The sequence below is a fragment of the Erwinia amylovora genome (genome assembly GCF_017161565.1).
Classification (GTDB): domain Bacteria; phylum Pseudomonadota; class Gammaproteobacteria; order Enterobacterales; family Enterobacteriaceae; genus Erwinia; species Erwinia amylovora.
Genome location: NZ_CP066796.1, coordinates 3722152 through 3734900 on the forward strand (window position 1 = coordinate 3722152; position 12749 = coordinate 3734900).

Sequence of the window (12749 nt, forward strand, 5' to 3'; positions counted from 1 at the left end):
GTGTTTTTTACTCTTTTTTTTAAGAGTTATCTTATAAGTATATGATAAACAGTAAAAAAAATAATCGCGCCGGCATAAAATACAGCAAGTGCTGGCAGCAAAAATAGTCAATGTCTTACAACCGCAAAGCAGGCGGGTGTCTTACCGGGCGCTTTACAGCCATAAAGGGTATAATCAGCCTTATTGCCCTTTTTCTGGAGTGTCTACATTGTCTGGCTGGAATTATCACCTCACCCATTTTGTCACCAGCGCCCCCGATATTCGCCATTTGCCCGCCGATACCGGCATTGAGGTTGCTTTTGCCGGGCGTTCGAACGCGGGGAAATCCAGCGCGCTAAATACACTGACTAATCAGAGGAGTCTTGCGCGTACCAGTAAAACGCCGGGGCGCACGCAGCTGATTAACCTGTTCCAGGTTGCTGAAGGCTATCGTCTGGTCGATCTGCCTGGCTATGGCTATGCAGAAGTTCCGGAAGAGACGAAGTTAAAGTGGCAGCGTTCTCTGGCGGAATATTTACACGACCGTCACTGCCTTAAAGGCCTGGTGGTTCTGATGGACATTCGCCACCCGTTGAAAGAGCTGGACAGACAAATGGTCTTGTGGGCCGTGCAGAGCGGGAGAGAAGTGCTGGTGCTGTTGACCAAAGCCGACAAACTGGCCTCCGGCGCGCGCAAAGCACAGTTGAATGCAGTAAGGGAAGAGGCTAAAACTTTCCTGGGTACGGTAGAGGTTGAACTGTTTTCATCGTTGAAGAAAATTGGCGTCGACAAACTGAGCCAGAAGCTGGACAGCTGGTATCGCGATCTTCCTCCGGCTACCGAAGAAGGCGCGGTCTGACCTGAAGCCGAGTGTCAGGCATTTGCCGCACAAGCTTAAAACACGCCAGCGTTTATCAGACAGTGACTGAGATGACCGGGCACGGCCGGCACGACAGAAACCAGACGACAGAAAATAAAAAAACGCCCCAGTCATTACGACTGGGGCGGCTAAAATATTCAGCCAAATCCGATTACGTGAAGTAAAAGGTCTGAAAGATAGAACATCTTACCTCTGTACCCTACAAAGCGAACTCTACATGATTTTTTGGGTGCTCAAAAGGGTTTTTTATAGTTAATTTTCAGCAAATGACACATTTAATCTAACTTAGCTCACAAAATACGGCCAATCTTGTGGCTTTATAACGAAAAAGATGATCTGGCAGGAGTGGTTCGCCAAATAGGTTGAATAACCGTATCAGGCAGTTGGCTGAACCGTTTAAGCCAGACATTGTCAGGAGAATGTCACCGCAACCCGCTAATACCCATTCCGGTGACTCGCTACTTAACGCGGTTAGTGGGCCTGGTCCCAGTTATCACCAACACCAATATCCACGCGCAGCGGCACATCCAGCTTCATGCTCCCTTCCATCAATGCGCGGATCTGCGCGCAAGCCGCTTCTACCGCATCTGCCTGCACTTCAAATACTAACTCATCGTGCACCTGCATAATCATTTTGACTTCAGGAGATGGCTGCTGTTCCAGCCAGCTATCTACGGCAATCATGGCACGCTTGATGATATCCGCTGCGGTCCCCTGCATCGGGGCATTGATTGCCGCACGCTCGGCCGCCTTACGGCGCATGGCATTACTGGCGTTGATGTCCGGCAGGTACAGACGGCGACCATCCAGCGTTGATACATAGCCTTTCTGCGCCGCCAGCTCGCGGGTACTTTCCATGTATTGCAGAACCCCCGGATAGCGCTCAAAGTAAAGGTCCATATACTTCTTCGCTTCTCCGGCGCCAATATTCAGCTGACGTGACAACCCAAAAGCGCTCATACCGTAAATCAAACCAAAGTTAATTGCCTTGGCGCTACGACGCTGCTCCCCACTGACCTTGTCCAGCGCCACGCCGAACACTTCTGCCGCCGTGGCGCGGTGAATATCCTGTTCGCTGGCAAATGCTGAGAGCAGCCCTTTATCCTGTGACAGGTGCGCCATGATGCGCAGCTCAATCTGCGAGTAGTCCGCCGCCAGGATGCGATGGCCTTGCGGCGCAATAAATGCCTGGCGGATGCGACGACCTTCATCATTGCGCACCGGGATGTTTTGCAGGTTGGGATCGCTGGAAGAGAGACGCCCGGTAGCGGTAACCGTCTGGTGATAAGAAGTGTGTACCCGTCCGCTATGCGGATTGATCATCAGCGGCAGCTTGTCGGTATAGGTCGATTTTAGTTTGGCAAGGCCGCGATGCTCCAGAATCACCTTCGGTAACGGATAATCCAGCGCCAGTTCAGCCAGCACTTCCTCACTGGTAGAGGGCGCACCACCAGGGGTTTTTTTGGTTGGTTTGATACCCTGCTTTTCAAACAGGATGGTTTGCAGCTGTTTCGGTGACGACAGGTTGAACGGCTCGCCTGCCAGTTCATGCGCTTTCAGTTCCAGCTCTGCCAGGCGACTACCCAGCTCCTGCGAATGCACGGCCAGAATGCTCTGATCTATTAATACCCCATTGCGCTCTATGCGCGAAATGACCGGCACCAGCGGCATCTCGACCTGCTCAAAGACGTTTTTAGGCCCCTGCTCTTTTTCCAGCTCCGGCCACATTTTCAAATGCAGCTGTAGCGTGACGTCGGCATCTTCTGCCGCATAATGCGCCGCCTGCTCCAGAGCAATTTGGTTGAAAGTGAGCTGATTCTTACCTTTACCTGCTATCTCTTCGAAAGTGACGGTCTTATGCTGCAACCAGCGCGATGCCAGCGTATCCATATCGTGGCGACCGGCCACACTGTTCAGGGCGTAAGATTCCAGCATGGTATCAAACCGGATACCCAGTAATTCGATGTCATAGCGCTTTAGCACGCCGCGATCGAACTTAAGGTTTTGCCCGACCTTCTGTGACTGCGGGTCTTCCAGCAGTGGCTTAAGGCGCGCAAGCACATCGCTGCGGTCCAGCTGTTCGGGGGCATCAAGATAGTCATGAGCGACCGGCAGATAGGCGGCCTCACCGGGCGCAGTCGCAAATGAAATCCCGATAATATTGGCGCTAAGCGTGTCCAGCGAATCCGTTTCCAGATCGAAAGCGAACAGCTCGCTGTGCTGTAACTTTTTCAGCCAGCTGGTGAACGTTTCTTCGTCAAGGATGGTGACATAGCCATCTGAGGAGAGCACGCTGGCCGCTTCTGCGACAGCCGGTTCATCCTGCACCGCCGCCACTTTTTTCGTTGACGGGTTGCCTTTATTGCCCTGCAACCACTTGCCGTCTTCGAGATCGGTTATCCAGCGCTTGAATTCGTAATGCTTGAATAGCGCCAGCAGCTCCTCTACCGCCGGTTGCTCTACCGTTAGCTGGTCGCTGTTCAGTTCCAGCTCAACGTCAGTTTTAATCGTCGCCAGCTGATAAGAGAGGAGTGCCATCTCTTTATTCTGCTCCAGCTTTGCGGCCATCGTTTTAGCACCGCGGAAGGTCAGCGTTGCCACTTTGTCCAGGTTAGCGTAAATATCTTTCACGCCGCCCAACCCCTGAAGCAGTGCCTGCGCCGTTTTCTCACCCACGCCAGCAACACCCGGGATGTTGTCAGAGGAGTCGCCCATCAGGGCAAGGAAATCAATCATCAGCGAGGGCGGGATGCCGTATTTTTCAACCACTTCATCAGGGCCGAGAATCGCGTTATTCATGGTATTGATCAACGTGATATCAGGCGTGACCAATTGAGCCATGTCTTTATCACCGGTGCTGATCAGTACCGCACGCCCTGCTTTCTCCGCTTCCAGCGCCAGCGTGCCGATCACATCATCAGCTTCAACTCCCGGGATGGCCAATAGCGGCAGCCCCATCGCTTTGACCATCTTATGCAGTGGCTCAATCTGTGCACGCAGATCGTCAGGCATCGGCGGACGGTGGGATTTATACTCCTCAAACAGCTCATCGCGGAACGTTTTACCTTTAGCATCAAAAACCACAGCCACATGACTTGGCTTATATTGTAACAGCAGGCTGCGCAGCATATTTAATACGCCGTACATTGCACCGGTGGGTTCACCTGCACTATTGGTCAGCGGAGGGAACGCATGATAAGCACGGTACAGGTAGGAGGAGCCATCTACCAGAATCAGCGGGTTTTCTGCAATTTGAGCCATAAGTCGTCACGTTCTTCTTTGGTTTTAATTGGGGTCAAGGATGCCACAGCTCACCATAAAAGATGAAATCACAACGACGAATAATTCGCAGACAATTGCGATTTTGCGTGATATTTCGCAAGGAAATTCTGTGGATAAGTTTGTGTGTAAATTTACCAGGATATTATTCTTAGATTAGTCTGCGACAAAAAAATTATTATTATTCATTATAAATCAGCACGTTATTATTTTTGTATCAGGCTGACTGACGCTTCTATACAACCAGCGCGATGTGGATATAAGTTAATGCTGCAACATAAATATGCGATATATTCAGCGGGTGAAAGCCCACTTCACACGGATAATTACGGGATATAAGAGTAAAAACGCCGGCTGTGATACCGGCGCGGAAGGTAGCCTGGTGGTAAAACTTACTTCTGGCTGGCCAGGAAGTTCACCAGGTTAGCATATTGCTGAACGTAGTTATCCATTGAGCTGGTATCCAGCCCACCGCTATTAACCATATATTTGCCGTTAACGAACATCGCCGGCACGCCGTGCAGATCCATGTCTGCCGCTGCTTTTTCCTGCTGCGCGACCAGGGATCTCACCACGAAGCTATTCCACGCAGCATCGTAATCTGCTGGCTTAATTCCCGCAGCCTTAACAAAAGTCTCTTTTAGCGTTGCCGGGTCTGTGATGGTCTGAGTTTTCTGAATGCCCTCGAAAACAGGGGCGGTCACTTTATCTTCAACACCCAGCGCCATTGCTACAGCCCATGCCTGGGTTACCGTTTTACCCATATCGCCACCGAGGAATTCAACGTGGTACTTCGTCACTTTAACATTGGCCGGAAGATTTTTTTTCACCGCATCGCTGACATGCCACACGCGTTCAAACTCGTAGCAGTGCGGGCAGTAGAATGAAAAGAATTCAAGAACCTGCGGTTCGCCGGTGACGGGTTTGTCGAGGGTGACGTACTGCTGGCCATTGGTAAATTGAGCCGCTGAGGCGCTGAATGTCAGAACCATACCGACGAGCGCTAACCAAATCTTTTTCATTGTAAAACTCTCTCCTGATTACTAACTCTGTAGGTGAACCAAAGGGGCGATCACACCTGGAATACAGGTAACAGCTGAAGCGGAGGCTCTTGCAACAGCTTGTCCTGTTCATTAAATATGGAAATCTGTCGGCGCCAGAAATCCTCATCCGTCATCCATGGGAAGCTCACCTGAAATGCCGGATCTTGCCAACGTCTTACTACCCAAGCCAGATAATAAACCATCCGCATAGCACGTAAAGGTTCAATCAGTGACAGTTGATGAGTATCGAATTCACAGAACTCACCATAAGCTTCCAACAAGATTTCCCATTGCAGACGCTGTTCCTGGCGATCGCCGTTGACCAACATCCACAAATCCTGAACGGCCGGGCCATTACGTGCATCATCAAGGTCAACAAAAAGCGGACCATCACGCCACAGTATATTGCCTGGATGGCAGTCACCGTGTAGACGCAATGGCCGCCACTGAGTGTGCCAGCAGTTGAGCAGCGTTGCGCGCAGCCGCTCAACACGGATAAGGAGTTGATCTTTCAGCTTAGCGGGCACCAGCGGGCTGGTACTCAGAATTTGCAAAGGTTCATCAATGTATTCCTGCAGGCCGATAGTTGGCCGCGCTGCAAATTCACTACGTTGTCCAACCTGATGGATACGCCCTAAAAAGCGCCCTACCCACTCGAGGTGATCGTAGTTATCCGTTTCATACTGCCGTCCTCCAAGGCTTGGGAACACCGCAAACCAGAACCCCTGATGCTGGTGGAGCATGGCCTCTTGCAACATCAGCGGGGTCGCAATCGGAATTTCATCAGCGAACAGTTCCGCAGAAAACTGATGTTCTTCCTCGATCTGCGCCTGTGACCAGCGCTGCGGGCGGTAAAACTTCGCAACATAACGGCGCTTTTCATCATCAAAGAACTGATAAACACGGTTTTCATAACTATTTAGCGCTGTCAATCCGGACTCTACGCGCAACCCTGTGCCCCAGAGTGCATCAAGAATGGTATCTGGCGTTAAAGTGTTAAAGTTAAATGCAGGTTCTGACATCCGGCTGGCTCGCTGGTCGTTGCAAACTGACCTAAAAGAATACCATTAAATCAGCCGTGTCCGGGTCCCGGGAGTCGATTTATTCCTTAATTTTACCCCGCGCACACAGCAGTGCTGTCTTAAAATCATTTGCATAATCTATTTTCAGGCCGGGAAGTTCTGCATCTTTATCGCTTTTGCGCATTTTGAGCTGGTAGATCAGCATATCATCCGTTGATCCCTCTAACGGCTGCAGAAAATCGGTTTCATCGGCTAAGATCTGTAACAATTGCACTCAGTACAGTTCGGAATGCTGTTGCCAGGCAGGTTGCAGTGAACTGTTTAACTCATTAAGGCAATGGCATTTCATGCTGTTGTCTCCGAATCAATAAACTACGATAGCTTCAGGTGTAAGCAAATGACCAGACTGCCAGTAACCGGGGTGATCCTTGCGGGTGGCCGCGGCAGCCGTATGGGGGGAGAAGATAAAGGTCTGATTAACTGGCATAGCCAGCCTCTTTATCAGCATGTGCTACAACGCTTGCGACCCCAGGTGACGGCTGTATGGATTAATGCCAATCGTAATATTGAAGTATATCAACATAGCGGAGTGCCGGTGATCCGCGATACGCTGGCAGACTTCCCCGGCCCGTTGGCCGGAATACTGGCGGCGCTGCAGCAGGCAGAAACGGATTGGGTGGTTTTCACCTCCTGTGATACTCCCTGTTTACCAGAAAATATGGCGCAACGTTTGTGGAGACATAAAGGTAAGGCACGGGCGGTTTGGGTACGAACAGAGGTGCGAGACCATCCTACACAGGTATTGTTGCATCGAAGTCTGGCGGATCCACTTCAGCAATATCTGACGCAAGGGAATCGAAAATTGATGCTGTTTCTTCAACAGGCGGGGGGGCACAGCGTTTTGTTTGCTCAGGGAGAACCCGCATTTCGCAATTTCAACCATCCGGAAGATCTGCTGCAGGCTGCAGAAGCTAAACTCCGGGACTAGAACAAATCCTTCAGAACGCAAAAAGGCCATCCCGCAGGATGGCCTTTTGCTTTGTTTGATGCCTGGCAGTTCCCTACTCTCGCATGGGGAGACCCCACACTACCATCGGCGCTACGGCGTTTCACTTCTGAGTTCGGCATGGGGTCAGGTGGGACCACCGCGCTAAAGCCGCCAGGCAAATTCTTTGTGCACGAAACGGATCTTTTTCACTGGTGCCGCACTGGCCGCGCCTGTAAACTCAGTCACATACCTCAGTATGCGCTTTCCTTCACTGCACCTGCCGCCTTGCTTCAGCACAAAATCTTTCGTTTCCTGCAAATCTGTTTTCCGGTGAACAAGCTGAATATCGTTTTTCGTCTCTCAACACAACCCAGAACGCTTCTGGCGTTGTAAGGTTAAGCCTCACGGGTCATTAGTACCGGTTAGCTCAACGCATCGCTGCGCTTACACACCCGGCCTATCAACGTCGTCGTCTTCAACGTCCCTTCAGGACTCTCAAGGAGTCAGGGAAGATTCATCTCGAGGCAAGTTTCGCGCTTAGATGCTTTCAGCGCTTATCTTTTCCGCACTTAGCTACCGGGCAATGCCATTGGCATGACAACCCGAACACCAGCGGTGCGTTCACTCCGGTCCTCTCGTACTAGGAGCAACCCCTCTCAATCTTCCAGCGCCCACGGCAGATAGGGACCGAACTGTCTCACGACGTTCTAAACCCAGCTCGCGTACCACTTTAAACGGCGAACAGCCGTACCCTTGGGACCTACTTCAGCCCCAGGATGTGATGAGCCGACATCGAGGTGCCAAACACCGCCGTCGATATGAACTCTTGGGCGGTATCAGCCTGTTATCCCCGGAGTACCTTTTATCCGTTGAGCGATGGCCCTTCCATTCAGAACCACCGGATCACTATGACCTGCTTTCGCACCTGCTCGAGCCGTCACTCTCGCAGTCAAGCCAGCTTATGCCATTGCACTAACCTCACGATGTCCGACCGTGATTAGCTGACCTTCGTGCTCCTCCGTTACTCTTTGGGAGGAGACCGCCCCAGTCAAACTACCCACCAGACACTGTCCCCACGCCGGGTAACGGCGCCAGGTTAGAACATCAAACGTTAAAGGGTGGTATTTCAAGGTTGGCTCCACGCAGACTGGCGTCCACGCTTCGAAGCCTCCCACCTATCCTACACATCAAGGCTCAATGTTCAGTGTCAAGCTGTAGTAAAGGTTCACGGGGTCTTTCCGTCTTGCCGCGGGTACACTGCATCTTCACAGCGAGTTCAATTTCACTGAGTCTCGGGTGGAGACAGCCTGGCCATCATTACGCCATTCGTGCAGGTCGGAACTTACCCGACAAGGAATTTCGCTACCTTAGGACCGTTATAGTTACGGCCGCCGTTTACCGGGGCTTCGATCAAGAGCTTCTCCTTGCGGATAACCCCATCAATTAACCTTCCGGCACCGGGCAGGCGTCACACCGTATACGTCCACTTTCGTGTTTGCACAGTGCTGTGTTTTTAATAAACAGTTGCAGCCAGCTGGTATCTTCGACTGGCTTCAGCTCCACGAGCAAGTCGCTTCACCTACGCGCCAGCGTGCCTTCTCCCGAAGTTACGGCACCATTTTGCCTAGTTCCTTCACCCGAGTTCTCTCAAGCGCCTTGGTATTCTCTACCTGACCACCTGTGTCGGTTTGGGGTACGATTGGATGTTACCTGATGCTTAGAGGCTTTTCCTGGAAGCAGGGCATTTGTTACTTCAGCACCGTGGTGCCTCGTCATCACGCCTCAGCCTTAAAGAGTTCCGGATTTGCCTGGAACTCAAGCCTGCACGCTTAAACCGGGACAACCGTCGCCCGGCTAACATAGCCTTCTCCGTCCCCCCTTCGCAGTAACACCCAGTACGGGAATATTAACCCGTTTCCCATCGACTACGCCTTTCGGCCTCGCCTTAGGGGTCGACTCACCCTGCCCCGATTAACGTTGGACAGGAACCCTTGGTCTTCCGGCGAGCGGGCTTTTCACCCGCTTTATCGTTACTTATGTCAGCATTCGCACTTCTGATACCTCCAGCATGCCTCACAGCACACCTTCGACGGCTTACAGAACGCTCCCCTACCCAACAACGCATTCGCGCCGCTGCCGCAGCTTCGGTGCATGGTTTAGCCCCGTTACATCTTCCGCGCAGGCCGACTCGACCAGTGAGCTATTACGCTTTCTTTAAATGATGGCTGCTTCTAAGCCAACATCCTGGCTGTCTGTGCCTTCCCACATCGTTTCCCACTTAACCATGACTTTGGGACCTTAGCTGGCGGTCTGGGTTGTTTCCCTCTTCACGACGGACGTTAGCACCCGCCGTGTGTCTCCCGTGATAACATTCTCCGGTATTCGCAGTTTGCATCGGGTTGGTAAGCCGGGATGGCCCCCTAGCCGAAACAGTGCTCTACCCCCGGAGATGAGTTCACGAGGCGCTACCTAAATAGCTTTCGGGGAGAACCAGCTATCTCCCGGTTTGATTGGCCTTTCACCCCCAGCCACAGGTCATCCGCTAATTTTTCAACATTAGTCGGTTCGGTCCTCCAGTTAGTGTTACCCAACCTTCAACCTGCCCATGGCTAGATCACCGGGTTTCGGGTCTATACCCTGCAACTTAACGCCCAGTTAAGACTCGGTTTCCCTGCGGCTCCCCTATACGGTTAACCTTGCTACAGAATATAAGTCGCTGACCCATTATACAAAAGGTACGCAGTCACACCACGAAGGTGCTCCCACTGCTTGTACGTACACGGTTTCAGGTTCTGTTTCACTCCCCTCGCCGGGGTTCTTTTCGCCTTTCCCTCACGGTACTGGTTCACTATCGGTCAGTCAGGAGTATTTAGCCTTGGAGGATGGTCCCCCCATATTCAGACAGGATGTCACGTGTCCCGCCCTACTCATCGAACTCACAGCAAGTGCCTTTTTGTGTACGGGGCTGTCACCCTTTACTGCGCGACTTTCCAGACGCTTCCACTAAGGCACAAACTGATTCAGGTTCTGGGCTGTTCCCCGTTCGCTCGCCGCTACTGGGGGAATCTCGGTTGATTTCTTTTCCTCGGGGTACTTAGATGTTTCAGTTCCCCCGGTTCGCCTCATGCCACTATGTATTCATGACATGATAGTGCAACGGATTGCACTGGGTTTCCCCATTCGGGTATCGTCGGTTGTTGCGGTTCATATCACCTTACCGACGCTTATCGCAGATTAGCACGCCCTTCATCGCCTCTGACTGCCTGGGCATCCACCGTGTACGCTTAGTCGCTTAACCTCACAACCCACAAGCGTCCCTCTCCGGTTCACGTAATGGCTGCGCGTCGTGACGGCGGCGTTATGCAGTGCTCGCAATGCTCATGGACTCAAGTCCACTCCGCGTTGCTGCGCGCTGACGCCTTGCCTTCACTTAGCTCGCTCATTACTCAACCTGAGTAAGAGACCCTTTCGGGTGCAAGTATTTGAGAGACTCGAACATATCGTGGCTTCATTCTGATTACGGAGAATGAACACGACACGTCGTTTCAATTTTCAGCTTGTTCCGGATTGTTAAAGAGCATAATACTTCGCAGCATACTGTTAAACAGTACGCTCTGAAGTATTGAATGAAGAAAAACCATATGGTGGAGCTAAGCGGGATCGAACCGCTGACCTCCTGCGTGCAAGGCAGGCGCTCTCCCAGCTGAGCTATAGCCCCATACGGTCTTACAGAAACCTTTGTCTACCAGGAGTCATTTTCTTCTGTAATAAGAAGGAAAATGTTAATTTTTACTCAGGCAAGGCATGCGGGTGGGAAGTTTACTACAGTAAACGACCGAGTGCATATCGCAGCATGAGAAGAAATTTGGTAGGCCTGAGTGGACTTGAACCACCGACCTCACCCTTATCAGGGGTGCGCTCTAACCACCTGAGCTACAAGCCTGTAGAGGTTTTTCTGCTCGTTACTTTTTATCAGACAATCTGTGTGGACACTGCGCCGGAAGGTATCTTCAGGTAAGGAGGTGATCCAACCGCAGGTTCCCCTACGGTTACCTTGTTACGACTTCACCCCAGTCATGAATCACAAAGTGGTAAGCGCCCTCCCGAAGGTTAAGCTACCTACTTCTTTTGCAACCCACTCCCATGGTGTGACGGGCGGTGTGTACAAGGCCCGGGAACGTATTCACCGTAGCATTCTGATCTACGATTACTAGCGATTCCGACTTCACGGAGTCGAGTTGCAGACTCCGATCCGGACTACGACGCACTTTATGAGGTCCGCTTGCTCTCGCGAGGTCGCTTCTCTTTGTATGCGCCATTGTAGCACGTGTGTAGCCCTGGCCGTAAGGGCCATGATGACTTGACGTCATCCCCACCTTCCTCCGGTTTATCACCGGCAGTCTCCTTTGAGTTCCCGACCGAATCGCTGGCAACAAAGGATAAGGGTTGCGCTCGTTGCGGGACTTAACCCAACATTTCACAACACGAGCTGACGACAGCCATGCAGCACCTGTCTCACGGTTCCCGAAGGCACTTCCGCATCTCTGCAGAATTCCGTGGATGTCAAGGCCAGGTAAGGTTCTTCGCGTTGCATCGAATTAAACCACATGCTCCACCGCTTGTGCGGGCCCCCGTCAATTCATTTGAGTTTTAACCTTGCGGCCGTACTCCCCAGGCGGTCGACTTAACGCGTTAGCTCCGGAAGCCACTCCTCAAGGGAACAGCCTCCAAGTCGACATCGTTTACGGCGTGGACTACCAGGGTATCTAATCCTGTTTGCTCCCCACGCTTTCGCACCTGAGCGTCAGTCTTCGTCCAGGGGGCCGCCTTCGCCACCGGTATTCCTCCAGATCTCTACGCATTTCACCGCTACACCTGGAATTCTACCCCCCTCTACGAGACTCTAGCCTGCCAGTTTCGAATGCAGTTCCCAGGTTAAGCCCGGGGATTTCACATCCGACTTGACAGACCGCCTGCGTGCGCTTTACGCCCAGTAATTCCGATTAACGCTTGCACCCTCCGTATTACCGCGGCTGCTGGCACGGAGTTAGCCGGTGCTTCTTCTGCGGGTAACGTCAATGCAGGAGGTTATTAACCTCTCACCCTTCCTCCCCGCTGAAAGTACTTTACAACCCGAAGGCCTTCTTCATACACGCGGCATGGCTGCATCAGGCTTGCGCCCATTGTGCAATATTCCCCACTGCTGCCTCCCGTAGGAGTCTGGACCGTGTCTCAGTTCCAGTGTGGCTGGTCATCCTCTCAGACCAGCTAGGGATCGTCGCCTAGGTGAGCCGTTACCCCACCTACCAGCTAATCCCATCTGGGCACATCCGATGGTGTGAGGCCCGAAGGTCCCCCACTTTGGTCCGTAGACGTTATGCGGTATTAGCTACCGTTTCCAGTAGTTATCCCCCTCCATCGGGCAGTTTCCCAGACATTACTCACCCGTCCGCCACTCGTCACCCAAGAGCAAGCTCTCTGTGCTACCGTTCGACTTGCATGTGTTAGGCCTGCCGCCAGCGTTCAATCTGAGCCATGATCAAACTCTTCAATTAAAA

The 12749-nt window shown here is 52.1% G+C and carries 7 protein-coding genes, 2 tRNA genes and 3 rRNA genes; 2 read left to right on the plus strand and 10 right to left on the minus strand.

The window, feature by feature from the left end; translation table 11 throughout:
* The first annotated feature begins 208 nt into the window (after positions 1 to 208).
* On the plus strand, positions 209 to 838 hold the full coding sequence (gene yihA, locus JGC47_RS16985) for a ribosome biogenesis GTP-binding protein YihA/YsxC (RefSeq protein WP_024015121.1): 630 nt from the start codon (positions 209 to 211) through the stop codon (positions 836 to 838).
* A 158-nt stretch (positions 839 to 996) separates the two neighbouring features.
* On the opposite strand, the gene spfP is transcribed toward yihA, so the two are convergent.
* The 5 genes from spfP to JGC47_RS17005 form a co-directional block, all read right to left on the minus strand.
* Positions 997 to 1044, minus strand: coding sequence for a small protein SpfP (gene spfP, locus JGC47_RS18110; protein ID WP_071892919.1), 48 nt, complete (start codon positions 1042 to 1044; stop codon positions 997 to 999).
* Positions 1045 to 1330: 286 nt separating this feature from the next.
* Positions 1331 to 4120, minus strand: coding sequence for a DNA polymerase I (gene polA, locus JGC47_RS16990; protein ID WP_004163725.1), 2790 nt, complete (start codon positions 4118 to 4120; stop codon positions 1331 to 1333).
* 410 nt (positions 4121 to 4530) lie between these two features.
* Positions 4531 to 5160: a thiol:disulfide interchange protein DsbA gene (gene dsbA, locus JGC47_RS16995; protein ID WP_004154743.1), complete on the minus strand. Its 630-nt coding sequence runs from the start codon at positions 5158 to 5160 to the stop codon at positions 4531 to 4533.
* 50 nt (positions 5161 to 5210) lie between these two features.
* Positions 5211 to 6203, minus strand: coding sequence for a serine/threonine protein kinase (locus JGC47_RS17000; RefSeq protein ID WP_004154742.1), 993 nt, complete (start codon positions 6201 to 6203; stop codon positions 5211 to 5213).
* A gap of 79 nt (positions 6204 to 6282) precedes the next feature.
* On the minus strand, positions 6283 to 6477 hold the full coding sequence (locus JGC47_RS17005; protein WP_004154741.1) for a DUF1040 family protein: 195 nt from the start codon (positions 6475 to 6477) through the stop codon (positions 6283 to 6285).
* Positions 6478 to 6600: 123 nt separating this feature from the next.
* Here JGC47_RS17005 and mobA point away from each other — a divergent pair, with 123 nt between their 5' ends.
* A complete protein-coding gene (mobA, locus tag JGC47_RS17010) occupies positions 6601 to 7191 on the plus strand; it encodes a molybdenum cofactor guanylyltransferase MobA (RefSeq protein ID WP_004154739.1) in 591 nt (196 codons plus the stop codon).
* Between the two features lie 60 nt (positions 7192 to 7251).
* Here mobA and rrf read toward each other — a convergent pair.
* The 5 genes from rrf to JGC47_RS17035 form a co-directional block, all read right to left on the minus strand.
* Positions 7252 to 7367 (minus strand): 5S ribosomal RNA (rrf, locus tag JGC47_RS17015).
* Between the two features lie 215 nt (positions 7368 to 7582).
* Positions 7583 to 10489, minus strand: a 23S ribosomal RNA gene (locus JGC47_RS17020).
* Positions 10490 to 10833: 344 nt separating this feature from the next.
* Positions 10834 to 10909 (minus strand) — tRNA-Ala (locus JGC47_RS17025).
* Between the two features lie 148 nt (positions 10910 to 11057).
* Positions 11058 to 11134: transfer RNA gene (locus JGC47_RS17030), tRNA-Ile, on the minus strand.
* A 72-nt stretch (positions 11135 to 11206) separates the two neighbouring features.
* Positions 11207 to 12746 (minus strand): 16S ribosomal RNA (locus JGC47_RS17035).
* The 16S, 23S and 5S rRNA genes sit together here with 2 tRNA genes alongside, the layout of an rRNA operon.
* Positions 12747 to 12749 lie beyond the last annotated feature (3 nt).

Coding starts and splice junctions, on each gene's coding strand:
- polA (WP_004163725.1), bottom strand. CDS start 4,120: ATGGCTCAAATTGCAGAAAACCCGCTGATTCTGGTAGATGGCTCCTCC.
- dsbA (WP_004154743.1), bottom strand. CDS start 5,160: ATGAAAAAGATTTGGTTAGCGCTCGTCGGTATGGTTCTGACATTCAGC.
- JGC47_RS17000 (WP_004154742.1), bottom strand. CDS start 6,203: ATGTCAGAACCTGCATTTAACTTTAACACTTTAACGCCAGATACCATT.
- mobA (WP_004154739.1), top strand. CDS start 6,601: ATGACCAGACTGCCAGTAACCGGGGTGATCCTTGCGGGTGGCCGCGGC.